The organism is Caballeronia concitans (genome assembly GCF_001544615.1).
In the GTDB taxonomy this organism is placed as follows: Bacteria; Pseudomonadota; Gammaproteobacteria; order Burkholderiales; family Burkholderiaceae; genus Caballeronia; species Caballeronia concitans.
Genome location: NZ_FCNV02000011.1, coordinates 186501 through 212264, shown reverse-complemented (window position 1 = coordinate 212264; position 25764 = coordinate 186501). Strand labels below are relative to the sequence as shown.

The following is a 25764-nucleotide window of genomic DNA, read 5'->3' as shown; positions in this document are numbered from 1 at the left end:
CGCCACATGCGACGCTTAACGTAACGCTGCATCAAAACGACAAAAGCGGCCATGTGGCCGCTTCCAAGAAACGCGTCGCGTAGTGGCTCGCGTTCAGACGGGCTCGCCCGGCTGCCACTCGCCGGAGCGGATCTTTTCCAGCCAGAACGCGCCGATGATCGTCTTCACGTCGCTGATCGTTCCGTCCTTCACCCACGCCATGAGCTGCTCGTGATCGACGATGAACGTTTCGAGGAACTCGCCTTCGTCGAGCTTCGCATCGCCGGCAGTGAGGCCTTTCGCGAGGTACAGATCGATGAATTCGGTCGAATACGAAATCACCGGATGAACGCGCGTCAAAAACGTCCACTCGCGTGCGCTGTAGCCCGTCTCTTCCTGCAACTCCCGCTTGGCGCACGTGAGCTCGTCCTCGTTCGGATCGATCTTGCCCGCCGGAAATTCGAGCAGCACGCGGCCGACCGGATAACGGAACTGGCGCTCGAGCAGCACGCGGCCATCGTCGAACACCGGCAGGATCATTACCGCGCCGGGATGCAGCACGAACTCGCGCGTCGCGTGCTTGCCATCGGGCAACGCGACGGTATCGCGCTTGAGCGTCAGAAATTTGCCTTCGTGCAGCGTGACGCTTTCCACCTTCTTCTCGATGAGGCCGTCGTCGCTATCGGGAACGGACGTGAGATCTGCCATGCTGAGCCCTGAGTTGGAAGCAAACAAGCCGCCGACGGCGGAACCGTCAGCGGCGTTTGACGAGATATTGATACGTGAAGCCCGGAAACGCGAGCACCACGAAGAGACTGAAGGTAATGGCGTAGAACTGCCATCCCTGTTCGAAGCGGTTGCCGGCCTGCGCTTCGAGCATGAAGCCGAGCGTGCCGACGACGAAATAAAGAACGATCAACTCGCCGATCCTGATCCACGCGCTCTTCTTCGCCGCCTTGCGTCCCGTCGGCGCGGGAAGCCGCAACGGCACGACGGCGAAGAGCCGCTGATTCAGGAACGGGATGTTGGCGCCCACGAGCGCCAACAGCACGATGAACCAGCCCGCAACCGACATTACAGCGGCAGCGTATGCGAGATGGCTTGCAGGCACGCCGACATCAGCGGACCCGGCACGAGGCCGAGCACGAGCACAGCCAGACCGTTGAACGCGAGCAGCGAACGATTGAGGCCACCGGCCACGATCGGCGATGCGTCTTGCGGCGCGTCGAAGTACATCAGCTTCACGATACGCAGGTAGTAGAACGCACCGACCAGCGAGGTCAGGACGGCCAGCACCGCGAGCCACGTGAGGCCGGCGTTCATCGTCGCTTCGAGCACGGCGAGCTTCGCGTAGAAGCCGACCGTCGGCGGAATGCCGGCGAGCGAGAACATCATTACCATCATCACGAAGGCGAAGACCGGGCTACGCTGATTCAGGCCCTTGAAGTCGTCGATCATTTCGGCTTCGAAGTCGCGGCGCGCCAGCAACATCACCACGCCGAACGTGCCGAGCGTCGTCACGAGATAGATGATGCTGTAGAACATCGCCGAGCTGTACGCGCCCGCCGCGCCCGTCACCTTGCCGTCCACGACGCCCGCCAGCAGGCCCAGCAGCACGAAGCCCATGTTGGAGATGGCCGAGTAAGCCAGCATCCGCTTGATGTTCCGCTGCACGATACCCGTGATATTGCCGACGATCAGCGACAGCGCCGCCATGATCACCAGCATTTCCTGCCAGTCCACCGCGAACGGCAACAAGCCCATCACCAGGAAGCGCAAGCCCCACGCGAATGCCGCGACCTTCGGTCCGCCGCCGGTGAGCAGCGTCATGGCGGTCGGCGCGCCTTGATAGACGTCGGGCACCCACATATGGAACGGCACCGCGCCCATCTTGAACGCCACGCCCGCGACAATGAAGATCACGCCGAAGAGCAGCACGGCGTCGTTGATGCGGCCCGACGCCACCGCCTTCAGCACTTCGTTCAGTTCCAGCGAGCCGGTCGCGCCGTACAGCATCGAGATGCCGTAGAGCAGGAAACCGGACGCGAGCGCGCCGAGCACGTAGTACTTCATCGCCGATTCGTTCGACTGCGGCGAATCCTTGCGCAGCGCGATGACCGCGTATAGCGACAGCGACATCAGTTCCAGACCGAGATACAGCGTCAGGAAGTTGTTGCCCGAGATCATCACGCACTGGCCGAGCAGCGAGAACAGGCCGAGCAGGAAGAAGTCGCCGCGGAACAGATCGCGGTCTTCCAGATACTGGCGCGAATAGATGATCGACACCGCGAAGCCGAGCGTCACGACGGCCTTCATCGCGCTCGCGAACGGATCGACGATATACATGCGCGAGAAGAAGTAATGCGGTGTCGGATCGAGCGCGGTAAAGGCGAACCACACGCCGACGACGATCGTCGACACGAGCGAGATCAGGTACGTGACGCGACGGCTCGACGGGCCGAACATCGTGTCGTTCAACCAGGCCACGACGACCGCGGCCATCAGGATCGCGTCGGGCAACAGCACACTCATAGGGGCGTTTTGCATGATCTTTTAGTTCCTCCGCACGGCGTTACTGATCCAGCGGCAGCTTGGACTGCGCGACGTGGGAGAGCAGGTTTGCCACCGACTCGTGCATCACGTCGGTGAAGGGCTTCGGATGCAGGCCCATGTAAAGCGTGAACAGCGCGAGCACGACGAGCATGAACATCTCACGCTTGTTGATGTCCGCCAGTTTCGCGACGTGGTCGTTCGCGACCGCGCCGAAGTACACGCGCTTGTACATCCACAGCGTGTACGCCGCGCCGAGAATCAGCGTGAACGTGGCGAGGAAGCCGATCCAGAAGTTGAACTTCACGGCAGCCAGAATCACCATGAACTCGCCGACGAAACCCGAGGTGCCCGGCAGGCCGCAGTTGGCCATGGCGAAGAGCATCGAGAACGCCGCGAACTTCGGCATGGTGTTGACGACGCCGCCGTAATCCGCGATCTGACGCGAGTGGACGCGGTCATACAGCACGCCGATGGAAAGGAACATCGCGCCGGAGACGAAGCCGTGCGAGATCATCTGGATGATCGCGCCTTCCACGCCCAATTGGCTAAAGATGAAAAAGCCGAGCGTGACGAAGCCCATGTGCGCGATCGACGAATACGCGACGAGCTTCTTCATGTCCGCCTGCACCATCGCCACGAGGCCGATGTAGATGACCGCGATCAGCGACAGCGTGATGACGACCGGCGCGAGGAAATGGCTTGCGTCCGGCGCGATCGGCAGCGAGAAGCGCAGGAAACCGTATGCGCCGAGCTTCAGCATGATCGCCGCCAGCACGACGGAGCCGCCCGTCGGCGCTTCCACGTGCGCGTCCGGCAGCCACGTGTGGACCGGCCACATCGGCACCTTCACGGCGAACGCGAGGAAGAACGCGATGAACAGCAGCACCTGCGGCGTCATGCCGATCTTCGCGGCCTGCCACGTGGCGAGATCGAACGTGTGCGTCTGCGTGTACAGGTACAGCAGTGCGACCAGCATCAGGAGCGAGCCGGCGAGCGTGTACAGGAAGAACTTGAACGCCGCGTACACACGGTTCGGGCCGCCCCACACGCCGATGATGATGTACATCGGAATGAGCGTGGCTTCGAAGAACACGTAGAACAGCATGCCGTCGGCCGTCGAGAACACGCCGATCATGATGCCCGAGAGGATCAGGAACGCAGCGAAGTACTGCGACACGCGCTCGGTAATCACTTCCCAGCCGGCGATCACGACGATGACCGTGATCAGCGCGGTCAGCACGACGAACCACATCGAGATGCCGTCCACGCCCAGGTGGTACGTGATGTTGAAGCGCTCGATCCAGTTCGACTGTTCGACGAACTGCAGCGCGGCGGTCGACGAGTCGAAGCCCGTGATCAGCGGAATGGTGACGATAAGGCCGAGAACGGAGCCGATCAGCGCGACCCAGCGCGCGGGCGCCGGGTTGCGGTCATTGCCTACAGCGAGAACCAGGAGACCGAAGACGATCGGCAACCAGATCGCGACACTGAGAATCGGAAAAGAGTGCATAGGATCCCTCGCCTTATTTGCCGCCGAGCGTCACAAACAGGGTCAAGAGCCCCAACATGCCGATAATCATGGCGAACGCGTAGTGATAGATGTAACCGGATTGAAGGAAGCGGATCACACCGGCGAACCAGCCCATGAACCGCGCACTGCCATTGACGATGCCGTCGATGACGACCACATCGCCCTCTTTCCACAGCCCGCGGCCGATCGCGATGGCGCCCTTCGCGAAGACCACTTCGTTGATCTTGTCGAAGTAGTACTTGTTGTCGAGCAGCGTGTAGATGGGACCGAAACGACGGCGGATGACCGGCGGCAGATCCGGACGCTTCATGTACAGGAACCACGCGACGACCACGCCTGCGAGCGCGAGCCACACCGGCAAGCCGGAGACCGAATGCAGGCCCATGGCGAACCAGCCGTGGAATTCGTCGGCCATTTCGCGCATGCCTTCGTGGTTCTCGGCGATGTAGATCACCTTGTCGAACACCACGCCGTGCGAGAAGAAGTCGCCGAAGAGCATCGGGCCGACCATGATCGCGCCGATGACCACCGACGGAATCGCCAGCAGGATCAGCGGGAGCGTGACCACCCACGGGCTTTCATGCGGCTCATGCGCGTGACCGTGGTCGTCGTGACCATGACCGTGGCCGTGGTCATCGTGACCGTGGCCGTGCACGGCTGCTTCGGCGCCCATCGGCGAGTCGGGGTGCTTCGGACCGCGGAAACGCTCTTCGCCGTGGAACACGAGGAAGTACATGCGGAACGAGTACAGCGCCGTGACGAAGACGCTCGCCACCACCGCGAAGTACGCGAAGCCCGAACCCGGCAGATGCGAGAGCTTCACTGCATCGATGATCGAATCTTTCGAATAGAAGCCCGAGAAGAACGGCGTGCCGATCAGCGCGAGCGATCCGATCAGCGACGTGATCCACGTGATCGGCATGTACTTGGCGAGGCCGCCCATGTTGCGCATGTCCTGGTCGTGGTGCATGCCGATGATGACCGAACCCGCGCCGAGGAACAGCAGCGCCTTGAAGAACGCGTGCGTGCCGAGGTGGAACACGGCGACCGGATACGCCGACACGCCCAGCGCGACCGTCATGTAGCCGAGCTGCGACAGCGTGGAATACGCGACGACCCGCTTGATGTCGTTCTGGACGACGCCGAGGAAGCCCATGAAGAGCGCGGTGATCGCGCCGATGACCGTGACGAACGAAAGCGCCGCATCCGAGTGCTCGAACAGCGGCGACATGCGCGTCACCATGAAAATGCCGGCCGTCACCATGGTCGCCGCGTGAATCAGCGCGGAGATCGGCGTCGGGCCTTCCATCGAGTCGGGCAGCCACACGTGCAGCGGGAACTGCGCGGACTTACCCATCGCGCCGATGAAGAGGCAGACGCATGCCACCGTCAGCAGGCCCCAGCTCGTGCCCGGGAACTGCATGCTCGCGAGCTTCTCGCCTTGCGCGAAGACATCGCCGTAATTGAGCGATCCGGCGAACGCGAGCAACAGGCCGATGCCCAGCAGAAAGCCGAAGTCGCCGACGCGGTTCACGATGAACGCCTTCATGTTGGCGTAGATCGCGCTTTCACGCGTGTAGTAGAAACCGATCAGCAGGTACGACACGAGACCCACCGCTTCCCAGCCGAAGAACAGCTGCAGGAAGTTGTTGCTCATGACGAGCATCAGCATGGAGAACGTGAAGAGCGAGATGTACGAGAAGAAGCGCTGGTAGCCGTCTTCCTCCGCCATGTAGCCGATGGTGTAGATGTGCACCATCAGCGAGACGAAGGTGACGATGACCATCATCATCGCGGTGAGCGAGTCGACCAGGAAGCCGACTTCCATCTTCAGCGAACCGAGCGACATCCACTGATAAATGGTGCCGTTGAAGCTCGCGCCGTTCAGCACGTCGTAATAGACGATCGCGGACAGAATGAACGCGATGAAGACGCCGAGAATGGTCACGCGATGCGAGCCCTTGCGCCCTACCGCCTTCCCGAGCAGCCCGGCGATCAGCGAGCCCGCGAGCGGCGCAAGCGGGATCGCAAGCAGGAGGTTTTCGTTGAGTGTCGTGGACATAACAGCCTAGCCTGAAATTAACCTTTGAGCTGATCGAGATCCTCGACGTTGATCGTGTCGAGGCTACGGAACAGGGTCACGAGAATCGCGAGACCGATCGCGGCTTCGGCAGCGGCCACGGTCAGGACGAAGAACACGAAAATCTGGCCGTGCACGTCGCCCAGATAGTGCGAGAACGCGACGAAATTGGTATTCACCGCGAGCAGCATCAGCTCGATCGCCATCAGGATGATGATGACGTTGCGGCGGTTCAGGAAGATCCCCACGATGCTGATCGCGAACAGGATCGCGCCGAGCACGAGGTAATGGGCAAGACTCAACATGTTTTGATTTCTCCTCTCTGCTCAGCCTTTGTTGTCGACCGTGCCCGCGCCGACGTTGCCCGTCACGGCGGGTTCCACGGCCGCGTCCGGCGCCTGCGTCTCGGCCTGCATCTTCACGAGGCGCACGCGATCTTCGCGGCGCACCTTGACCTGCTTGCTGACGGTTTGCGTCTTCTTGTCCTTCTTGTCGCGGATGGTCAGCGAGATCGCCGCAATGATGGCGACCAGCAGCACGAGACCCGCGATTTCGAACGCGAAGATGTAATCGGTGTAGATGACCTTGCCGATCAGCTGCGTGTTCGGCATGAGCGCCGCGCCGCTGACGCCCGCGCCCGCGGCTGCCGTGCCGGCATCGCGCAGCGGCGTGACGGTCGCGCCGTAGCCGTGCCACAAGATCAGCGCCGTTTCGATGACGATGATCGCGCCTACGATGGTCGCGAGCGGCACGAAGCGGCGGAAGTCGCGCCGCAGCACGTCGATGTTGATGTCCAGCATCATCACGACGAAGAGGAACAGCACCATCACGGCGCCGACATACACGAGAACCAGAAGGATCGCGAGGAATTCGGCTTGCAGCAGCATCCAGATCGCGGCCGCGTTGAAGAACGCGAGCACGAGAAAGAGCGCGGACGACACCGGGTTGCGCGAGGTGATCACCTTCAGCGCGGACACGGTCAGCAGCAGCGCGAAGATATAGAACAGTACGGTTGTGAATTCCATGATTACCGGTTCATCGTTAGCCCATCATCAGGCATGGTGTGTGTCGGCGCGCGGCGCGTCCTGTTTCACTTTCTCGGGCAGCACTCACTGCCCTTCGCGTGCGCCACGGTTTGCCGAACAGCAACAGCAAAATCGCATCGATTCCGATACCGGCTCGCGCGAAACGTGATTTCTCGTTCTCGGCGCGGCGCGGGCATCGGAGTCGTATCAACGGTAAGGAGCGTCGGCCGCCTTCGATGTGGCGATTTCCTTCTCGTAACGATCGCCCACTGCAAGCAGCATGTCCTTCGTGAAATACAGATCGCCGCGCTTTTCGCCGTGATACTCGAGAATGTGCGTCTCGACGATCGAATCGACTGGGCAGCTTTCTTCGCAGAAACCGCAGAAGATGCACTTGGTCAGGTCGATGTCATAGCGCGTCGTGCGGCGCGTATTGTCCGCGCGCGTTTCCGACTCGATGGTGATCGCGAGCGCCGGACACACCGCTTCGCACAGCTTGCACGCGATGCAGCGCTCTTCGCCGTTCTCGTAGCGGCGCAGCGCATGCAGGCCGCGGAAGCGCGGCGAAACCGGCGTTTTTTCTTCCGGGAACTGCACGGTGATCTTGCGCTGGAACGTGTAACGGCCCGTCAGCGCCAGACCCTTCAGTAGCTCGGTCAGGAAGAAAGTCTTAAAGAAGTTCTGAATTGCATTCATGATGGTTTTCGTCCGCTCTTTCGCCGTTACTTCCAGATGTTGAGCGGCGACATGATCCAGAAGCCGACCACGACCACCCACACGACCGACACCGGCAGAAACACCTTCCAGCCGAGACGCATGATCTGGTCATAGCGGTAACGCGGGAAAGTCGCGCGCGCCCAGATGAAGATCGACAGCAGGAAGAAGACTTTCAGCACGAACCAGAAGACGCCCGGGATGAACGACAGGAAGCCGAGCGGTGCATCCCAGCCGCCCAGGAACAGCGTCGCCGCGATCGCCGAGATCACGATCATGTTGATGTACTCGGCGAGGAAGAACAGCGCGAACGCCATGCCCGAGTAATCGATCATGTGACCCGCGACGATTTCCGATTCGCCTTCCACCACGTCGAACGGGTGACGGTTCGTTTCAGCGATGCCCGAGATGAAGTACACGACGAACATCGGCAACAGCGGCAGCCAGTTCCACGACAGGATATTGACGCCGAAGCTCGCGAAGATGCCGCGCTGCTGCGAAGCGACGATGTCCGACATGTTCAGCGTGCCCGCGACCATCAGCACGACGACGAGCGCGAAGCCCATCGAGATTTCGTAGGACACCATCTGCGCCGCTGCGCGCATGGCGCCGAGGAACGCGTACTTCGAGTTCGACGCCCAGCCCGCGAGAATCACGCCGTACACGCCGATCGACGAGATCGCCATGATGTACAGCAGGCCCGCGTTGATGTTGCCGAGCACCGCCTTCGCCTGGAACGGAATGACCGCCCACACGGCGAACGCCGGCACCACGGTCATGATCGGCGCGATGACGTAGATCCACTTGCTGGCCTGCGTCGGCTGAATGACTTCCTTCAGCAGCAGCTTCAGCACGTCCGCGATCGGCTGCAGCAGACCCGCCGGGCCGACGCGATTCGGCCCGATACGCACGTGCATCCAGCCGATGAGCTTGCGCTCCCAGAGAATCAGGTAAGCGACGCACAGCAGGATCACCACCGCGACCACGAGGATGCGCACGAGCGCCCACACGGTCGGCCATGCAACGCCCAGAAGCTGCGTGCCGCCTGCGTTGATCGTATCGAACAAGCCCATTACGCCTTCTCCACTACCAGTTCACCGAACAGGCCGCCGAGTGCGGCGCCAGCCGTGGTGGCCGACGGCACGCGGACCACCGATTCCGCCAGATTGGCGTCACGGACCGCAGGCACCACCACCGACAGATTGCCTTGCTTGATGCGCACCGCGTCGCCGTCCTTCAGGCCGAGCTTGTCGAAGAGCGTCGTCGGCAGGCCCGCGACGTTGGCCTCGCGCGCCGCTGCGGTCAGATGCAGCGACGGTGCGCGGCGCACGAGCGCGTCGGCGTGATAGATCGGCACATCGGCAAGACGCTCGAAGCCGCCGTTGACCGCGACGTTCGACGCCGCGCGCTTCGCCGCGACCGTCGTCGTGTTCGACAGACGCGCGGTGAGATCACCCGTGCCGAGCGCCGCGATGCGCACTTCTTCGGCGGTATCGAACTCGAAGCCCTGCAGGCCGAGCATCGTGCCGAGCACGCGCAGGACCTTCCAGCCCGGGCGCGTATCGCCCAGACCGCGCACCACGCCGTTGAACGACTGCGCGGTGCCCTCCGCGTTGACGAACGTGCCCGATGTTTCCGTGAACGGCGCGATGGGCAGCAGCACGTCCGCATAGTCCATGCCGTGCTTGAACGGCGACATCACGACGACCATTTCCGCCGCCTTCAGCGCGGCGATGGCTTGCGCCGGATTCGCCGTGTCGAATTCCGGCTCCGCGTTCAGCAGCACGTAGCCCTTGCGCGGCTGTTCGAACACCTGGCGTGCGTCGAGACCGCCTTCGCCCGGCAGTGCATCGACGAGATACGCGCCGACCGAGTTCGCGCCTTCCGTGAGGAAGCCGAGCGTCGCGCCGGTGTTATCGGCGATCCATTGCGCTGCCGCCTGAATCTGCGCGAAGTCCGGATGCTGAACCGCGACGTTGCCGAGCAGCACGACGCGCTTGTCGCCCGCCGACAGCGAGGCCGCGACATCCTTCGCCGCCGCCGATGCTTCGCGGCCCGCGAACGCCTCGGGCACCGCGACGCCGCGCGCTTCCGATACCGCCGCCGCAATGCCGGCCAGCTGGTCGAGCCACGCCGACGGCGCCGCCACCAGGCGATGCGCGGTCGGGATCAGCGAGTCGTCGTTGCTTGCGTTCAGGAACGTGAGCTTCGCACCGTTCTTCGCGGCCTGGCGCAGACGCGCGGCAAACAGCGGATGATCGCGACGCAGGAAAGAGCCGATCACGAACGCCGTGTCGATGTTCGACAGGTCCGCGATCTTCACGCCGAGCCACGGCGCGCCCGCACCGACCGGCGCGGAGAAGTCGCTCTGGCGCAGACGGAAATCGACGTTCGGCGTGCCGACGCCTTCAGCCAGCGCCTTCAGCAGATGCAGTTCTTCGACCGTGCTGTGCGGCGTGGCGAGCGCGGCGATGGCGTTCGCGCCATGATCCGCCTTGATGCCCTTGATGCCCTTCGCCACGTATTCGAGCGCGGTCTGCCAGTCGGTTTCGATCCAGTTGCCGCCCTGCTTCAGCATCGGCGTGGTGAGACGCTCGTCGCTGTTCAGGCCTTCGTACGAGAAGCGGTCCTTGTCCGAGATCCAGCATTCGTTGATGGCTTCGTTTTCCATCGGCAGAACGCGCATCACGCGGTTGTTCTTGACCTGAACGACCAGGTTCGCGCCGACGGAATCGTGCGGGCTCACCGACTTGCGGCGCGACAGCTCCCACGTCCGCGCGCTGTAGCGGAACGGCTTGCTCGTGAGCGCGCCGACCGGGCACAGGTCGATCATGTTGCCCGACAGTTCCGAATCCACCGTCTTGCCGACGAACGACGTGATTTCCGAATGCTCGCCGCGACCCAGCATGCCGAGCTCCATCACGCCGGCGACTTCCTGGCCGAAGCGCACGCAGCGCGTGCAGTGGATGCAGCGCGTCATCTCTTCCATAGAGATGAGCGGACCGACGTTCTTGTGGAACACCACGCGCTTTTCTTCGCTATAGCGCGACTGCGACTTGCCGTAACCGACGGCCAGGTCCTGCAGCTGGCACTCGCCGCCCTGATCGCAGATCGGGCAATCCAGCGGGTGGTTGATCAGCAGGAATTCCATCACCGACTGCTGGGCCTTCACGGCCTTGTCGGACGTGGTGCGCACGACCATGCCCGCCGAAACGGGCGTCGCGCACGCGGGGACGGCCTTCGGCATCTTCTCGACTTCGACGAGGCACATCCGGCAGTTCGCCGCGATCGACAGCTTCTTGTGATAGCAGAAGTGAGGGATGTACGTATCGACCTTATGCGCAGCCTGGATCACCATGCTGCCTTCAGGCACCTCGACCGTCTTGCCGTCAATTTCTAGTTCAACCATGATGGGGAATGGTCCTCAACCTCTTTCGCGCAACTGACTGTGCGCCTGATTACGCGGTAAGCGCTTCGGACGCCGCATGATGCGCGTGCCCGCCGACGAGACACTGCTTGTGCTCGACGTGATATTCGAATTCGTTCCAGAAGTGCTTCAGCATGCCGCGCACGGGCATGGCCGCCGCATCGCCGAGCGCGCAAATCGTGCGGCCCATGATGTTTTCGGCGACCGAGTTCAGCAGATCCAGGTCTTCCTTGCGCCCCAGACCATGCTCGATGCGATGCACCACGCGATACAGCCAGCCCGTGCCCTCACGGCAAGGCGTGCACTGACCGCACGACTCTTCGTAATAGAAGTACGACAGGCGCAGCAGCGAGCGCACCATGCAGCGCGTCTCGTTCATGACGATGACCGCGCCCGAGCCGAGCATCGAGCCCTGCTTGGCGATCGAATCGTAGTCCATGTCGGTGGCGAGCATCGCTGCGCCCGGCACGACCGGCGCGGACGATCCGCCCGGAATCACCGCCTTCACCGATTCGCCGCGCACGCCGCCCGCCAGTTCCAGCAGCGTCGAAAACGGCGTGCCGAGCGGAACTTCGTAGTTGCCCGGAAGATTCACGTCGCCCGATACGGAGAAAATCTTCGTGCCGCCATTGTTCGGCTTGCCGATTTCCAGGTAATTCTGCGGGCCGATTTCCAGCAGGAACGGCACGGCCGCGAACGTTTCGGTGTTGTTGATCGTGGTCGGCTTGCCGTACACGCCGAAGCTCGCCGGGAACGGCGGCTTGAAGCGCGGCTGGCCCTTCTTGCCTTCGAGCGATTCGAGCAGCGCCGTTTCTTCGCCGCAAATGTACGCGCCGTAACCGTGGTGCGCGTAGAGCTCGAACGAGAAGCCGGAGCCGAGGATGTTCGCGCCAAGATAACCGGCCGCCCGCGCCTCTTCCAGCGCGGCTTCGAACACGCGATAGACCTCGAAAATCTCGCCGTGGATGTAGTTGTAGCCGACGGTGATGCCCATCGCGTACGCGCCGATGGCCATGCCTTCGATCAGCGCGTGCGGATTCCAGCGCAGGATGTCGCGGTCCTTGAACGTGCCCGGCTCGCCCTCGTCCGAGTTGCAGACGAGATACTTCTGCCCGGGGAACTGACGCGGCATGAAGCTCCACTTCAGCCCGGTCGGGAAGCCCGCACCGCCACGGCCGCGCAGACCCGACGCCTTGACGTCGGCGATCACCTGCTCAGGCGGAATCTTTTCTTCGAGAATGCGGCGCAGTTGCTTGTAGCCGCCGCGCGCGACGTAATCTTCGAGATGCCAGTTCTCGCCGTTGAGGCCGGCGAGGATCAGCGGCTTGATGTGACGATCGTGGAGTGACGTCATTTCGAAAGTTCCTCGATCAGCTGGTCGATCTTCTCGCGGCTCATGAAGCTGCACATGCGGTGATTGTTCACCAGCATCACGGGCGCATCGCCGCACGAACCGAAACACTCGCCTTCTTTCAGCGTGAATTTGCCGTCGGGCGTGGTCTCGCCGAAGTCGATGCCGAGCTTCTGCTTCAGATACTCCGCCGCGCTGTCGGAACCGCCGTCCGGACCCAGCTGGCAAGGCAGGTTCGTGCAGAGCGTGATCTTGTGCTTACCGACCGGCGCGAGCTCGTACATCGTGTAGAACGTGGCGACTTCCTGCACGGCGACAGGCGGCATGCTCAGATAGTCGGCGACGAACTTCATCAGTTCCGGCGACAGCCATCCGTGTTCCTCCTGAGCGACAGCGAGCGCCGCCATCACCGCCGACTGCTTTTGCTCGGCGGGATACTTGGCGATCGCACGATCGATTTCTTTCAGGCCTTCAGCTGAGATCATTTTCAGACACGACTCTTTCAATTCCTACCGAACGAAAACCTGCCGCGAGCATCGTATTGCGGCAGACCTGGCGTCCTGCGGTTTCCTGTAATTGCTTCTACGCTTCCCGCTTCGACTTCCGGCGACGGCGGCCCGACGAGCGCGCCGTGCTGCCAGCGGGCGATGGATCAGCGATCGATCTCGCCGAACACGATGTCCTGCGTACCGATGATCGTCACGGCGTCGGCGATCATGTGGCCTCGCGCCATCTCGTCGAGCGAGGCGAGGTGCGCATAACCGGGCGCGCGGATCTTCAGGCGATACGGCTTGTTCGCGCCGTCCGAAACCAGATAGATGCCGAACTCGCCCTTCGGATGCTCGATCGTGGCGTACGTCTCGCCTTCCGGCACGTGGAAGCCTTCGGTGAAGAGCTTGAAATGGTGAATCAGCTCTTCCATGTTGCTCTTCATGCCGACGCGCGACGGCGGCGCAACCTTGTGATTATCGATCATCACAGGGCCGGGATTCGCACGCAGCCAGGCAATGCACTGTTTGGCGATGCGCGTGGATTGCCGCATTTCCTCGACACGCACCAGATAGCGGTCGTAGCAGTCGCCGTTCACGCCGACCGGAATGTCGAAGTCCAGTTGGTCATAGACTTCGTACGGCTGCTTCTTGCGCAGATCCCACTCGATGCCCGAGCCGCGCAGCATCGCGCCGCTCATGCCAAGCTGCAACGCACGCTCCGGACTCACCACGCCGATACCCACGAGACGCTGCTTCCAGATACGGTTGTCGGTGAGCAGCGTTTCATACTCGTCGACATAACCCGGGAAACGCGTGAAGAAGTCGTCGATGAAGTCGAGCAGCGAACCCTGGCGGTTCTCGTTCATCTTCTCGAGCGCCTTCGCGTTGCGAATCTTCGAGACCTTGTATTGCGGCATCGCATCCGGCAGATCGCGATACACGCCGCCCGGACGATAGTAAGCCGCGTGCATGCGCGCGCCCGACACCGCCTCGTAGACGTCCATCAGGTCTTCGCGCTCACGGAACGCGTAGAGGAACACCGCCATCGCGCCGACGTCGAGCGCGTGCGAACCGATCCACATCAGGTGGTTCAGGACGCGCGTGATTTCGTCGAACAGCACGCGGATGTACTTCGCGCGAACCGGCACATCGATGCCGAGCAGCTTTTCGATGGCGAGCACGTAAGCGTGCTCGTTACACATCATCGACACATAGTCGAGACGGTCCATGTACGGCACGGACTGGAGGAAGGTCTTGCTCTCCGCGAGCTTTTCGGTCGCGCGATGCAGCAGGCCGATATGCGGGTCCGCCCGCTGAATGACTTCGCCGTCGAGTTCCAGCACGAGGCGCAACACGCCGTGCGCGGCAGGGTGCTGCGGGCCAAAATTAAGCGTGTAGTTCTTGATCTCTGCCATGACGCTCTCTTAATGTTTCAGGCCACCGTAGCGATCTTCGCGGATCACGCGCGGCGTGATTTCGCGCGGCTCGATCGTAACGGGCTGATACACGACGCGCTTCTCTTCCGGGTCGTAGCGCATTTCGACGAAGCCGGTCACCGGGAAGTCCTTGCGGAACGGATGGCCGATGAAGCCATAGTCCGTGAGAATGCGGCGCAGATCCGGATGGCCTTCGAACACGATGCCGTAGAGGTCGAACGCTTCGCGCTCGTACCAGTTCGCCGACGACCATACGTCGACCACCGACGGGACGATGGGCACGTCGTCGTCCGGTGCGAACACGCGCACGCGCACACGCCAGTTGTTCGAAACGGAAAGAAGATGCAGAACGGCCGCGAAGCGCGGGCCTTCGTAAGCGCCGTCGCCATACGTCGAATAGTCGATGCCGGCGAGGTCCATGAGTTGCTCGAAGCCGAGCGAGCGGTCGTCACGCAGCTTCGTTGCGACTTCGAGGTAATCGGCCGCCTTGACGACGACCGTCAACTGACCCAGCGACTCGGTGATGCTCTGGAGACGGCCGCCAAATGCCGCCTCGAGGTTCGCCTTCAGGGTCTCGAGTTTGCTTGCCATAATTGGGGAGGCTTGGGCCTTTATTGACGGGCGATGGTGTTGGTGCGACGAATCTTCGCCTGCAACTGGATCACGCCGTAGACCAGCGCTTCGGCCGTCGGGGGACAGCCGGGAACGTAGACGTCGACCGGAACGATCCGGTCGCAGCCGCGCACGACGGAGTACGAATAGTGGTAGTAGCCACCACCGTTCGCGCACGAACCCATGGAGATGACCCAGCGCGGCTCGGCCATCTGGTCGTACACCTTACGAAGCGCGGGCGCCATCTTATTGCACAGCGTGCCGGCCACGATCATGACGTCCGACTGACGCGGACTCGGGCGAAACACCACGCCGAAGCGGTCCAGGTCGTAGCGGGCGGCGCCCGCATGCATCATCTCGACCGCGCAGCACGCGAGACCGAACGTCATCGGCCACAGCGAGCCGGTGCGCGTCCAGTTGATCAGCTTGTCAGCCGTGGTGGTGACAAAGCCTTCCTTCAAGACCCCTTCGATACTCATTTGATTTCCACTCCAGATGAGCAGCCAGCCAAAGCCGCCCATGAATCCGGTGATCTACCCGTTACTCCCAGTCCAGCCCGCCTTTTCTCCAGATGTAGGCGAAGCCGAGCAGGAATTCGAGCAGAAAGATCATCATGGCCATGAAGCCGGGCCAGCCGATGTCGCGCAGCGCTACGCCCCACGGGAACAGGAACGCCGTCTCAAGGTCGAAAATGATGAAGAGAATTGCGACGAGATAGTAACGCACATCGAACTTCATACGCGCGTCTTCGAATGCTTCGAAGCCGCACTCGTAAGGCGCGTTCTTTTCGGTATCGGGCTTGTTGGGACCGAGAATCTTTCCAATGCTCACCAACGCTATACCTAAACCAAGGCCCACCAGAAGAAACAAGAAGACGGGGTAATAGGGTGCGAGGTTCAAGGCTATCCTCAGATTGGTTGATTCGGTCAGTCGATGATTGGATACGTCTGCCGGGACGGACCACCCGGCGGTGGGATTCACTTGGGACCGCTCACGATACACGCGATAACGTAAGCGTACTCCAGAAGTGACAATGCCAGCCGAAGCGATGCAAGCGGCTGGCATTGGATAACTTTTGGTGCCGACGGCGAGACTCGAACTCGCACAGCTTTCGCCACTACCCCCTCAAGATAGCGTGTCTACCAATTTCACCACGTCGGCACTGTACTGCAATCCGGGAAAACAACTTCTTAATTGCCGCGAATCGCTTCAAGACTTGAATTATAACTAGGCCTCAAGAATTGTTCAACGCATAAAACACGAAATTCGCGAAAAAATGTTCCGGACGTTATTTCGGCACGTCAGCGCCCGGCGCGGACGCAACAGGCGCCGATGCCGCCGGAGCCGAGGCGCCCGCTGCAGGAGCCGATGCGGGCACCGGAGCCGCGCCGCCGAGCACGCCAGCCGACGCCTGCGGCTTGTAGCTACCGAGGTACGTCAGCGCGAGCGTCGTGATGAAGAAGATCGCTGCGAGAACGGCGGTAGTGCGCGAAAGAAAGTTCGCCGATCCGGTCGCGCCGAACAGACTGCCCGATGCGCCGCTGCCGAACGCCGCGCCCATGTCCGCGCCCTTGCCGTGTTGCAACAGCACGAGCCCGATTACGCCAAGCGCCGACAGCAACTGGACGACGATAATCAATGTCTTCAAATACAGCATTTCAACTCACCTGGATCTTGATGTTTCCGTGACACTCACGTGCCGCGACGTACTCTTTTCACTGCCCTGCACTCGACCGCTCACTGCAACGCGGTTCGCGCCGCCTGGCAGATCGCGAGAAAATCTTTCGACTTCAGCGACGCGCCGCCAATCAGCCCGCCGTCGATGTCCCGTTGCCCGAACAATTCCTGCGCGTTCTCGGGCTTCACGCTGCCGCCATACAACACCGGCACGCTCGCCACAGCCGCACCCTTCTCGACCAGCTTCGCCCGCACGAACGCATGAACGCTCTGCGCCTGCTCGGCGGTTGCGCTCTTGCCCGTGCCGATCGCCCACACCGGTTCGTAGGCGATGACGATGCGCGCCGCTTCTTCCTCGCTCAACACGAGAAGCACGGCATCGAGCTGCCCGCCGATCACCTGCTCCGTCGCATCGGATTCGCGCTCGTCGAGCGTTTCGCCGATACACACGATGGGCGTGAGACCCGCATCCAGCGCGCGACGCGCCTTCGCCGCGACGAGCTCGGGCGACTCGCGATGATACGCACGCCGCTCCGAATGCCCGACGATCGCATACGTCACGCCGAAATCGGCCGCCATTTCCGCGGCGACCTCTCCGGTGTACGCGCCTTGCGCATGCGCCGACACGTCCTGCACGCCCCACCGCACCACCGAACCTGCGAGAAGCGCCTGCGATTGCGCGAGATACGGACACGGCACGCACACGCCGACGCTCACTTCATTCTGCAAAGCCGATGCGCCCGCGGCGACTTCGGTCAGCAGGGCCGCGTTGTCCTTGATGCGACCATGCATCTTCCAGTTGCCCACCACCAGTTTTGCTCGTTCTCTGGACATTGTCTCGTCGCTCGACGGCTTGCGAGAGCCGCCCCTGTTATCGATCAGACGGCCTGTTTGCCGCTTGGCCGCCTTGTTATTGGAATGAAGCGCTACGAACTGCAAACTGCTCACAAAACAGGCGATTTTACTGTGATACGGCGAAACCGGTCAAACCGCCAAAACCGTCGGCTTCGCGCATGCTCCGCTACGCATCCTCGCGCCAGTCGAGCACGATCTTGCCGACATGCGTGCTGCTTTCCATCAGTGCGTGCGCAGCGGCTGCTTCGCTCGCCGGGAAAACCTGGTGGATCACCGGCTTGATGCGCCCGGCTTCGATCTCCGGCCACACGCGCTCTTTCAGCTTCGCCGCGATCTTCGCCTTGAACGCGACAGGACGCGGACGCAGCGTCGAGCCGGTGATGACGAGCCGGCGGCGCAGGATGTCGTTGAGATTGATTTCGGCCTTCGCACCGCCAAGCAGCGCGATCACGCAGATGCGCCCACCGTCGGCCAGTGCCTTCAGCTCGCGCGGCAGATAGTCGCCGGCGACCATGTCGAGAATGACGTCGACGCCGCGATCGTTCGTCAGCGACTTCACCACTTCGACGAAATCTTCCGTCTTGTAATTGATCGCGCGTTCCGCGCCGAGCGCCTCGCACGCGCGGCACTTTTCGTCGCTGCCGGCGGTGGCGAACACGCGAAAGCCGAGCGCGCGCGCAATCTGGATCGCCGTCACGCCGATGCCGCTCGATCCGCCCTGCACGAGCAGCGTCTCTTCCTCGCCGTTCTCGCCGGCGCCCAGATGCGCGCGCTCGAACACGTTGCTCCACACGGTGAAGAACGTCTCGGGCAACGACGCGGCTTCCACATCGGAAAGGCCCGCCGGCACCGGCAGACATTGTTCGAGCGGCGCAACCGCGTACTCCGCGTAACCGCCGCCCGCGAGCAGAGCGCACACGCGATCGCCCTTCTTGAGACCGAACGGGTTGTGCTTAGGATCGAAGTCGCCATCGACGATCTCGCCCGCCACTTCCAGCCCCGGGAGATCGGACGCGCCCGGAGGCGGCGCGTACGCGCCCTTGCGCTGAAAGACGTCCGGCCGGTTCACGCCCGAAGCCGACACCTTGATCAGCACCTCGCACTCGCCTGCTTCGGGCATCGGCCGCTCGCCCGGTTTCAGCACTTCGGGTGCGCCGAACTCAGTGATTTCGATGGCCTTCATAGCTTTCCCCTGAATGCGTGGCAAGTTGATCGATGAAAACGGCGATGGAAACGGCTCGAACCGGATGGCGGTGCGCACGCGAATAGCAATCCGCGCTCCACACTGCCATCGAGTCCGATGACGCATCGGACAATGCATAGCCCGATCGCCCTCGTACATGAAAACGGCCGGCTCGCAGCAGCGAGCCGGCCGTCGACACCTTACCGCATTACTGCTGCGGCTGCGTCGGCTCTGCCTGCGCGGCTTCGTTCAGCAACGCCTTGGCCGACAAGCGCACGCGGCCCTTCTCGTCCGTCTGGATGACCTTGACCTTCACGATCTGGCCTTCCTTCAGATAGTCGTTGATGTCCTTCACGCGCTCGTTGACGATTTCCGAGATATGCAGCAGACCGTCCTTGCCCGGCAGGATGTTCACGATCGCACCGAAATCCAGCAGCTTCAGCACCGGACCTTCATAGACCTGACCCACTTCCACTTCAGCCGTGATGTTCTCGATGCGCTTCTTCGCCTCGGCCATGCCTTCGGCGCTCGTGCTCGCGATCGTCACCACGCCGTCGTCCGAAATGTCGATGGTCGTGTTGGTTTCTTCGGTCAGCGCGCGGATCACCGAACCGCCCTTGCCGATCACGTCGCGGATCTTCTCCGGATTGATCTTGATGGTGATCATGCGCGGCGCGTAGTCGGACAGTTCCGTGTTCGTGCCCGGCACGGCGGTCGTCATCTTGCCGAGGATGTGCATGCGGCCTTCCTTCGCCTGCGCGAGCGCGACCTGCATGATTTCCTTCGTGATGCCCTGGATCTTGATGTCCATCTGCAGCGCGGTCACGCCTTGCGCGGTGCCGGCCACCTTGAAGTCCATGTCGCCCAGGTGATCTTCGTCGCCGAGGATGTCGGTCAGAACCGCGAACTTGTTGCCTTCGAGGATCAGGCCCATCGCGATGCCCGCGACGTGCGCCTTCATCGGCACGCCGGCGTCCATCAGCGCGAGACAGCCGCCGCAGACCGAAGCCATCGACGACGAACCGTTCGACTCGGTGATTTCCGAGACGACGCGGATCGAGTAGCCGAATTCATCGGCGCTCGGCAGGCACGCGACCAGCGCGCGCTTGGCGAGACGCCCGTGGCCGATCTCACGGCGCTTCGGCGAACCGACGCGGCCGGTTTCGCCCGTCGCGAACGGGGGCATGTTGTAGTGGAGCATGAAGCGCTCGCGGTATTCGCCTTCGAGTGCGTCGATGCTTTGCTCGTCGCCCTTCGTGCCGAGCGTGGCAACCACCAGCGCCTGCGTCTCGCCGCGCGTGAAGAGCGCCGAACCGTGCGTACGCGGCAGCACGCCGGTGCGGATTTCGATCGGACGAACCGTGCGCGTGTCGCGGCCGTCAATGCGCGGCTCGCCGTTCAAAATCTGCGTGCGGACGATCTTCGCTTCGATGTCGAACAGCACGTTGCCGACGGTCGCCTTGTCGGCGGCGGCCGTGCCGCTCGCAGCGGCTTCTTCTTCCAGCTTCGCCGACGTCGCTGCGTAGACTTCCTTCAGCTTGGTCGAGCGCGCCGTCTTGTTGCGCAGCTGGTAAGCGGCTTCGAGTTCCGGCTTCGCGATTTCCGTCACGCGCGCGATCAGCGCTTCGTTCTTCGGGGCCGGCTGCCAGTCCCATTCCGGCTTGCCGCCGTCACGCACGAGCTCGTGGATCGCGTCGATGGCGGTCTGCATCTGGTCGTGGCCGAACACCACCGCGCCGAGCATGACTTCTTCCGACAGTTGCTGCGCTTCGGATTCGACCATCAGCACCGCGCGCTCCGTACCCGCGACGACGAGATCCAGCGCCGATTCCTTCATCTGCGCGCGCGTCGGGTTGAGCACGTATTCGTTGTTGATGTACGCGACGCGCGCGGCGCCGACCGGGCCGTTGAACGGCAGGCCGGACACGGCGAGCGCGGCGGACGCGCCGATCAGCGCGGGAACGTCGGCCGGGATTTCCGGATTCAGCGACAGGACGTGAATCACGACCTGCACTTCGTTATAGAAGCCTTCCGGAAACAGCGGACGCAGCGGACGGTCGATCAGGCGCGAGATGAGCGTTTCGCCTTCCGACGGACGGCCTTCGCGACGGAAGAAGCCGCCGGGGATCTTGCCTGCTGCGTAGGTCTTTTCGAGATAGTCGACGGTCAGCGGGAAGAAGTCCTGACCCGGCTTAGCCGTCTTCGCGCCGACGACGGTCGCCAGCACGACGGTGTCTTCCACGTCGACGATGACCGCACCGCTCGCCTGACGCGCGATTTCACCGGTTTCGAGGCGGACGTTGTGTTGTCCCCACTTAAATTCTTTGACGATCTTATTGAACATTGCGACTCCTTCTATGTTGCGCCGCGCCTTCGATCGAGCGCATGAGGCTCAAGCGGCGCTGGGCTGGGCGGCCCCGAGCCACGCTTGAGAGGTGTGTTATGCCATTCCAGCGCGACGCGCGAAAAGCGGCGCGGTGCCGCGCTGGAATGACACAAAGCTCTGCCGCGAGGCTGGACCGGGTATCGAACCGGATGACTCATCCGGGTAAAGCGAAAACTGCCAAAGCAAACTGCGCGTGCCGACGATAGATCTGCGATCGGGCACCACTTCGCGAGCGGATCGCGCAAAAACAAAATGCCTGCATCAGCGAACTGACACAGGCACTTCGTTAGAACGCTGGCCGCGAAGCCACGTTATGGGCCAATTACTTGCGCAGACCCAGCTTTTCGATCAGCGAGCGATAACGATCCGCATCCTTGCCCTTCAGATAGTCGAGCAGCTTGCGACGGCGGCTCACCATGCGCAGCAGACCGCGGCGGCTGTGGTGATCCTTCGTGTGGGCCTTGAAGTGGACGGTCAGTTCGTTGATGCGGCTCGTGAGCAGTGCGACTTGCACTTCGGGGGAGCCGGTATCGTTGGCGCCGCGCGCGTACTCAGCGACGACGTCGGACTTCTTGATTTCTGCTACGGACATTTGCTTTTCCTTTGAAACAGACAGGCGGTCACGGAAGAAAGGCCGTGCCGTGGGTTGCATCGACGGACTCGACTGAGCCCGTCTCCTTTCGGATTCGCTCCTGGCGCATGAAGCGCTCGGTGAGCCAAAAACGAAGCGCAGAGTATAGCACAGCGCGCCCCGTCACGCGGACGGTTCCGGCGCCTATCGCGACGGCCGCGCCATTTTGCACGTAGTCGCCGGCGCGGTCGCGTCCGCGGGAACGGCGAGCAGCGTGCGAAAGCCGTAGCCGGAGCCTTCATTGTCGAACTGCACGCCCGGCGCGCCCGCCTTGTCCATCTCCATCACATAAAGGGGCTGGATGAGCTGATGATCCGACGCGCGCATCGTCGACGGATGGAAGCCGTAGCCATCGAAGCGCATGCCTTCGAGCGCGCGCGCAACGAGGAGCGGGTCGGCGCTGCCGGCGCGTGTCATGGCGGTGGCGAGCATGTCGATCATGAGCGGCATGCGCAGCACGAGGTAATCGTCCGATGCAGCCGGAAAGCGCGCGCGGAACGCCCGATAGTACGCGTCGGACGCCGCGCCGCCCGCGTTCGGATGCCAGTCGGCGACGGCGATCACGCGCTTCACGCCGGCATCGCCCAGCGCGGCGGGCGCGCCGAGACTGTTGCCGTAGAACGTGTAGAACTTCGTGTCGAGCCCCTGCTCGCGCGCCGCCTTCACGAGCAGCGTCAGGTCGTTGCCCCAGTTCCCGGTGATGACCGCGTCCGCCCCGCTCGCGCGAATCTTCGCGATGTACGGCGCGAAGTCCTTCACGCGCCCGATCGGATGAAACTCGTCGCCTGTAATCGCGACGTCCGGCCGCTTCTCCTGCAACGCGCGCCGCGCCTCGCGGCTGACGTCGTGACCGAAGCTGTAGTCCTGGTTCAGCAGATAGACCTTCTTCACGGCGCGGTCGCGGGCGAGCGCATCGGCGAGCGCGTCCATGCGCATGCCGGCGTGCGCGTCGAAGCGGAAATGCCAGAAGCTGCAGGCGTCGTTGGTGAGCGCGGGATCGTCGGCGGAATAGTTGAGGAACAAGACGCGGTGATCCGGCTCGCGCGCGTTCTGCTTGTCGATGGCCGCGACGAGCGCCGCCGCCACCGCCGAGCTGTTGCCCTGCATGACGAAGCCGATCTTGTCGTCGATCGCCGCGCGCAACTGCACGAGACTCGCTTCGCTGCTGCCCTTGCCGTCGAGCACGACGAGCTGCAGCGGATGCATGCCATCGGCGAGCCGGACGCCGCCCTTCGCATTCACGCGCTCGACGCCGAAGCGCAGATTGCGCTCGACCGCCGCGCCCGCGTTCGCGAACGGGCCGGACATGCCTTCGATCATCGCGAGCTTGATCGGCGGCAGATCGGCGGCGCTCGCCTGCACGCAGATCGACGCGACGCATGCGGCGAGCCATCGCAAGGCCGTTTTGAATTGAACGCTTGCCATCGGTCTTTCCGGGAGAAGAAAGCGCGGATCATAGGCCGACGCGCGTCCGCGATGCAAGGCGCACGGCGCATGGTTCGCGTGTCGCGTGTCAAAATCACGGGAAAACATGAACAATCTTCGCCGTCGCGAGGAACCAGCACGTGGAGGCTGCCATGCTGCACTCATTCAACCGCCTGCGCGGCGCGCTTTTGGGCGCGGGCGCGGCGCTGCTGCTGTCGGCTTGCGCGCAGCCGTGGCAGAACTATCAGCAGGGCGCGGATGCATCGACGATCACCGCGCGCCTCGGCCCGCCGCGCGAAATCTACGATCTGCCCAACGGCGGCAAGCGTCTGATGTGGCCGACGCAGCCGCTCGGCGAATTCACGACCGCCGCCGATGTCGATGCCGCCGGCAGAATCGTCAGCGTGCGTCAGGTGCTCGACGACAGCGAGTTCTACAAGGCGCAGATCGGCACGTGGACTAAGGACGACGTGCTCGTGAACTTCGGCCGGCCCGTGGAGACGTCGTACTTTCCGCTGATGAAGCGCGAAGTCTGGACGTATCGGTATATGGAGGCGAACTTCTGGTACATGATGTACAGCTTCTATTTCGACGACCAGGGCATCTTGCGGCTCACGCAAAAAACGCCCGACCCGCTGCACGATCCCGACCGGCGCAGTCTCTTCTGACATCGCCCGAAACGCAAAAAAGCCCTCGTTCAGAGGGCTTTTTGCTTCAGACCGGACGCTCGCGCATCAAAGCTGCGGATTCAGCTTCTCGACCTTCGAGTGCAGCTTGTTGAGCGCCGCGATATACGCCTTCGCGGACGCAGCGACGATATCCGGATCGGTGCCGACGCCGTTCACGATCCGCCCGCTCTTCGACAGACGCACCGTCACTTCACCCTGCGCCTGCGTGCCGGTGGTGATCGCGTTGACCGAGTACAGCACGAGTTCGGCGCCGCTATCCACCTTCGATTCGATCGCGTGCAGCGTCGCATCGACCGGACCGTTGCCGCGCGCCTCGCCGGTCACTTCCGTGCCTTCGACCGCGAACACGACCTTCGCTTGCGGCTGCTCGCCGGTTTCCGAATGCTGCTTCATCGAAACGAAGCGGAAATGTTCCTTGGCCTGCGCTTCCGCCGATTCCTCGGAGACGATCTGCATGATGTCTTCGTCGAAAATTTCGGCCTTGCGGTCGGCGAGATCCTTGAAGCGTGCGAACGCGGCGTTCACGTCGGCTTCGGATTCGAGCGCCACGCCGAGTTCTTCCAGACGCTGCTTGAACGCATTGCGGCCGGACAGCTTGCCGAGCACGATCTTGTTCGCGCTCCAGCCCACGTCTTCCGCGCGCATGATTTCGTAGGTGTCGCGCGCCTTCAGGACGCCGTCCTGATGGATGCCCGACGCGTGCGCGAACGCATTCGCGCCGACCACCGCCTTGTTCGGCTGCACCACGAAGCCGGTGATCTGCGACACGAGCTTCGAAGTCGGCACGATCTGCGTCGTATCGATGCCGACATCGAGACCGAAGTAATCCTTGCGCGTCTTCACCGCCATCACGATTTCTTCGAGCGACGTATTGCCCGCGCGCTCGCCGAGGCCGTTGATCGTGCATTCCACCTGACGCGCGCCGCCGATCTGCACGCCCGCGAGCGAGTTGGCCACGGCCATGCCGAGGTCGTCGTGGCAGTGGACGGAGAAGATCGCCTTGTCGGAATTCGGAATGCGCTCGCGCAGCGTCTTCACGAGGTTGCCGTAGAGTTCCGGCACGCCGTAACCCACGGTATCGGCGATGTTGATCGTGCGCGCGCCTTCGTCGATGACCGCTTCGAGCACGCGGCACAGAAAGTCGATATCCGAGCGGCTGCCGTCTTCCGGCGAGAACTCGACGTCGTCGGTGAACTTGCGCGCGAAACGCACAGCGAGCCGCGCCTGTTCGTACACCTGCTCCGGCGACATGCGCAGCTTCTTCTCCATATGCAGCGGCGAAGTGGCGATGAACGTATGGATGCGGAACTGGTTGGCGGGCTTGAGCGCATCGGCGGCGCGCTGGATGTCCTTGTCGTTGGCGCGCGCGAGCGAGCAAACCGTGCTGTCCTTCACGAGCGATGCGATCGTGTGGATCGCGTCGAAGTCGCCGTTCGAGCTGGCGGCGAAACCCGCTTCGATCACGTCGACCTTCATGCGCTCAAGCTGCTTCGCGATGCGGATCTTTTCGTCCTTCGTCATCGAAGCGCCGGGGGACTGCTCGCCGTCGCGCAAGGTCGTATCGAAGATGATCAACTTGTCTGCTGCCATGTTCGGCTCCTGTGGGGAGATTTATTGATTGTCGGGAGTATCGGGATGAAACGACAAAACGGAATCCGGGTGTTCGCGCCACCGCTGGCGTCGAAAACCTTGAACGAGCAGACGGGAGGCGAGAAGAAT

General features: G+C 62.6%; 24 protein-coding genes and 1 tRNA gene. 1 reads left to right on the top strand and 24 read right to left on the bottom strand.

The window, feature by feature from the left end:
• Positions 1-93 precede the first annotated feature (93 nt).
• From AWB72_RS22430 to AWB72_RS22320, 23 genes are all read right to left on the bottom strand, one after another.
• Positions 94-687: an NUDIX domain-containing protein gene (locus AWB72_RS22430; protein ID WP_040051577.1), complete on the bottom strand. Its 594-nt coding sequence runs from the start codon at positions 685-687 to the stop codon at positions 94-96.
• 46 nt (positions 688-733) lie between these two features.
• Complete coding sequence (locus AWB72_RS22425) at positions 734-1054, bottom strand: DUF2818 family protein (RefSeq protein WP_040051576.1); 321 nt, start codon at positions 1052-1054, stop codon at positions 734-736.
• On the bottom strand, positions 1054-2526 hold the full coding sequence (nuoN, locus tag AWB72_RS22420) for an NADH-quinone oxidoreductase subunit NuoN (RefSeq protein ID WP_040051575.1): 1473 nt from the start codon (positions 2524-2526) through the stop codon (positions 1054-1056). Before nuoN ends, AWB72_RS22425 begins: the two co-directional genes overlap by 1 nt.
• 25 nt (positions 2527-2551) lie before the next feature.
• On the bottom strand, positions 2552-4042 hold the full coding sequence (locus AWB72_RS22415; protein ID WP_040051574.1) for an NADH-quinone oxidoreductase subunit M: 1491 nt from the start codon (positions 4040-4042) through the stop codon (positions 2552-2554).
• A gap of 13 nt (positions 4043-4055) precedes the next feature.
• Positions 4056-6125, bottom strand: a complete 2070-nt coding sequence (nuoL, locus tag AWB72_RS22410; protein WP_040051573.1) for an NADH-quinone oxidoreductase subunit L — start codon at positions 6123-6125, stop codon at positions 4056-4058.
• A gap of 17 nt (positions 6126-6142) precedes the next feature.
• On the bottom strand, positions 6143-6448 hold the full coding sequence (gene nuoK / locus AWB72_RS22405) for an NADH-quinone oxidoreductase subunit NuoK (protein ID WP_007588140.1): 306 nt from the start codon (positions 6446-6448) through the stop codon (positions 6143-6145).
• A gap of 21 nt (positions 6449-6469) precedes the next feature.
• Positions 6470-7168 carry an NADH-quinone oxidoreductase subunit J gene (locus AWB72_RS22400; RefSeq protein ID WP_040051572.1) on the bottom strand — a complete coding sequence of 233 codons (699 nt, stop codon included), beginning with the start codon at positions 7166-7168 and terminating at the stop codon, positions 6470-6472.
• A 207-nt stretch (positions 7169-7375) separates the two neighbouring features.
• On the bottom strand, positions 7376-7864 hold the full coding sequence (nuoI, locus tag AWB72_RS22395; RefSeq protein WP_040051571.1) for an NADH-quinone oxidoreductase subunit NuoI: 489 nt from the start codon (positions 7862-7864) through the stop codon (positions 7376-7378).
• Positions 7865-7890: 26 nt separating this feature from the next.
• Positions 7891-8955 carry an NADH-quinone oxidoreductase subunit NuoH gene (gene nuoH / locus AWB72_RS22390; protein ID WP_040051570.1) on the bottom strand — a complete coding sequence of 355 codons (1065 nt, stop codon included), beginning with the start codon at positions 8953-8955 and terminating at the stop codon, positions 7891-7893.
• On the bottom strand, positions 8955-11291 hold the full coding sequence (gene nuoG / locus AWB72_RS22385) for an NADH-quinone oxidoreductase subunit NuoG (protein ID WP_040051569.1): 2337 nt from the start codon (positions 11289-11291) through the stop codon (positions 8955-8957). The genes nuoH and nuoG overlap by 1 nt, the downstream gene beginning before the upstream one ends.
• Positions 11292-11340: 49 nt before the next feature.
• On the bottom strand, positions 11341-12663 hold the full coding sequence (nuoF, locus tag AWB72_RS22380) for an NADH-quinone oxidoreductase subunit NuoF (protein ID WP_040051568.1): 1323 nt from the start codon (positions 12661-12663) through the stop codon (positions 11341-11343).
• Positions 12660-13145 carry an NADH-quinone oxidoreductase subunit NuoE gene (gene nuoE / locus AWB72_RS22375; protein ID WP_040051567.1) on the bottom strand — a complete coding sequence of 162 codons (486 nt, stop codon included), beginning with the start codon at positions 13143-13145 and terminating at the stop codon, positions 12660-12662. Before nuoE ends, nuoF begins: the two co-directional genes overlap by 4 nt.
• Positions 13146-13312: 167 nt before the next feature.
• A complete protein-coding gene (locus tag AWB72_RS22370) occupies positions 13313-14566 on the bottom strand; it encodes an NADH-quinone oxidoreductase subunit D (RefSeq protein WP_040051566.1) in 1254 nt (417 codons plus the stop codon).
• 9 nt (positions 14567-14575) lie between these two features.
• Positions 14576-15178 carry an NADH-quinone oxidoreductase subunit C gene (locus AWB72_RS22365; RefSeq protein ID WP_040051565.1) on the bottom strand — a complete coding sequence of 201 codons (603 nt, stop codon included), beginning with the start codon at positions 15176-15178 and terminating at the stop codon, positions 14576-14578.
• A 20-nt stretch (positions 15179-15198) separates the two neighbouring features.
• Positions 15199-15678 (bottom strand): NuoB/complex I 20 kDa subunit family protein, encoded by a 480-nt coding sequence (locus tag AWB72_RS22360; protein WP_006052903.1) that lies wholly within the window; start codon positions 15676-15678, stop codon positions 15199-15201.
• A gap of 61 nt (positions 15679-15739) precedes the next feature.
• On the bottom strand, positions 15740-16099 hold the full coding sequence (locus tag AWB72_RS22355) for an NADH-quinone oxidoreductase subunit A (protein ID WP_040051564.1): 360 nt from the start codon (positions 16097-16099) through the stop codon (positions 15740-15742).
• A 176-nt stretch (positions 16100-16275) separates the two neighbouring features.
• Positions 16276-16360, bottom strand: a tRNA-Leu gene (locus AWB72_RS22350).
• Between the two features lie 127 nt (positions 16361-16487).
• The gene (gene secG / locus AWB72_RS22345; RefSeq protein WP_040051563.1) at positions 16488-16856 is read right to left on the bottom strand and encodes a preprotein translocase subunit SecG; all 369 of its coding nucleotides are present in this window, start codon (positions 16854-16856) and stop codon (positions 16488-16490) included.
• A gap of 80 nt (positions 16857-16936) precedes the next feature.
• A complete protein-coding gene (gene tpiA / locus AWB72_RS22340) occupies positions 16937-17710 on the bottom strand; it encodes a triose-phosphate isomerase (RefSeq protein ID WP_040051639.1) in 774 nt (257 codons plus the stop codon).
• A gap of 187 nt (positions 17711-17897) precedes the next feature.
• A complete protein-coding gene (locus AWB72_RS22335; protein WP_208863170.1) occupies positions 17898-18914 on the bottom strand; it encodes an NAD(P)H-quinone oxidoreductase in 1017 nt (338 codons plus the stop codon).
• Positions 18915-19122: 208 nt separating this feature from the next.
• Positions 19123-21258, bottom strand: coding sequence for a polyribonucleotide nucleotidyltransferase (gene pnp, locus AWB72_RS22330; RefSeq protein WP_040051562.1), 2136 nt, complete (start codon positions 21256-21258; stop codon positions 19123-19125).
• Between the two features lie 364 nt (positions 21259-21622).
• Positions 21623-21892 carry a 30S ribosomal protein S15 gene (gene rpsO / locus AWB72_RS22325; protein WP_040051561.1) on the bottom strand — a complete coding sequence of 90 codons (270 nt, stop codon included), beginning with the start codon at positions 21890-21892 and terminating at the stop codon, positions 21623-21625.
• A gap of 183 nt (positions 21893-22075) precedes the next feature.
• Positions 22076-23356 carry a branched-chain amino acid ABC transporter substrate-binding protein gene (locus tag AWB72_RS22320; protein ID WP_040051637.1) on the bottom strand — a complete coding sequence of 427 codons (1281 nt, stop codon included), beginning with the start codon at positions 23354-23356 and terminating at the stop codon, positions 22076-22078.
• A gap of 152 nt (positions 23357-23508) precedes the next feature.
• On the opposite strand from AWB72_RS22320, the gene AWB72_RS22315 reads away from it, so the two are divergent.
• Positions 23509-24024: a hypothetical protein gene (locus AWB72_RS22315; protein ID WP_040051560.1), complete on the top strand. Its 516-nt coding sequence runs from the start codon at positions 23509-23511 to the stop codon at positions 24022-24024.
• 66 nt (positions 24025-24090) lie between these two features.
• On the opposite strand, the gene AWB72_RS22310 is transcribed toward AWB72_RS22315, so the two are convergent.
• The gene (locus AWB72_RS22310; protein WP_087128711.1) at positions 24091-25635 is read right to left on the bottom strand and encodes a 2-isopropylmalate synthase; all 1545 of its coding nucleotides are present in this window, start codon (positions 25633-25635) and stop codon (positions 24091-24093) included.
• Positions 25636-25764: the final 129 nt, after the last annotated feature.

Coding starts and splice junctions, on each gene's coding strand:
- AWB72_RS22430 (WP_040051577.1), bottom strand. CDS start 687: ATGGCAGATCTCACGTCCGTTCCCGATAGCGACGACGGCCTCATCGAG.
- AWB72_RS22425 (WP_040051576.1), bottom strand. CDS start 1,054: ATGTCGGTTGCGGGCTGGTTCATCGTGCTGTTGGCGCTCGTGGGCGCC.
- nuoN (WP_040051575.1), bottom strand. CDS start 2,526: ATGCAAAACGCCCCTATGAGTGTGCTGTTGCCCGACGCGATCCTGATG.
- AWB72_RS22415 (WP_040051574.1), bottom strand. CDS start 4,042: ATGCACTCTTTTCCGATTCTCAGTGTCGCGATCTGGTTGCCGATCGTC.
- nuoL (WP_040051573.1), bottom strand. CDS start 6,125: ATGTCCACGACACTCAACGAAAACCTCCTGCTTGCGATCCCGCTTGCG.
- nuoK (WP_007588140.1), bottom strand. CDS start 6,448: ATGTTGAGTCTTGCCCATTACCTCGTGCTCGGCGCGATCCTGTTCGCG.
- AWB72_RS22400 (WP_040051572.1), bottom strand. CDS start 7,168: ATGGAATTCACAACCGTACTGTTCTATATCTTCGCGCTGCTGCTGACC.
- nuoI (WP_040051571.1), bottom strand. CDS start 7,864: ATGAATGCAATTCAGAACTTCTTTAAGACTTTCTTCCTGACCGAGCTA.
- nuoH (WP_040051570.1), bottom strand. CDS start 8,955: ATGGGCTTGTTCGATACGATCAACGCAGGCGGCACGCAGCTTCTGGGC.
- nuoG (WP_040051569.1), bottom strand. CDS start 11,291: ATGGTTGAACTAGAAATTGACGGCAAGACGGTCGAGGTGCCTGAAGGC.
- nuoF (WP_040051568.1), bottom strand. CDS start 12,663: ATGACGTCACTCCACGATCGTCACATCAAGCCGCTGATCCTCGCCGGC.
- nuoE (WP_040051567.1), bottom strand. CDS start 13,145: ATGATCTCAGCTGAAGGCCTGAAAGAAATCGATCGTGCGATCGCCAAG.
- AWB72_RS22370 (WP_040051566.1), bottom strand. CDS start 14,566: ATGGCAGAGATCAAGAACTACACGCTTAATTTTGGCCCGCAGCACCCT.
- AWB72_RS22365 (WP_040051565.1), bottom strand. CDS start 15,178: ATGGCAAGCAAACTCGAGACCCTGAAGGCGAACCTCGAGGCGGCATTT.
- AWB72_RS22360 (WP_006052903.1), bottom strand. CDS start 15,678: ATGAGTATCGAAGGGGTCTTGAAGGAAGGCTTTGTCACCACCACGGCT.
- secG (WP_040051563.1), bottom strand. CDS start 16,856: ATGCTGTATTTGAAGACATTGATTATCGTCGTCCAGTTGCTGTCGGCG.
- tpiA (WP_040051639.1), bottom strand. CDS start 17,710: ATGTCCAGAGAACGAGCAAAACTGGTGGTGGGCAACTGGAAGATGCAT.
- AWB72_RS22335 (WP_208863170.1), bottom strand. CDS start 18,914: ATGAAGGCCATCGAAATCACTGAGTTCGGCGCACCCGAAGTGCTGAAA.
- pnp (WP_040051562.1), bottom strand. CDS start 21,258: ATGTTCAATAAGATCGTCAAAGAATTTAAGTGGGGACAACACAACGTC.
- rpsO (WP_040051561.1), bottom strand. CDS start 21,892: ATGTCCGTAGCAGAAATCAAGAAGTCCGACGTCGTCGCTGAGTACGCG.
- AWB72_RS22320 (WP_040051637.1), bottom strand. CDS start 23,356: ATGGCAAGCGTTCAATTCAAAACGGCCTTGCGATGGCTCGCCGCATGC.
- AWB72_RS22315 (WP_040051560.1), top strand. CDS start 23,509: ATGCTGCACTCATTCAACCGCCTGCGCGGCGCGCTTTTGGGCGCGGGC.
- AWB72_RS22310 (WP_087128711.1), bottom strand. CDS start 25,635: ATGGCAGCAGACAAGTTGATCATCTTCGATACGACCTTGCGCGACGGC.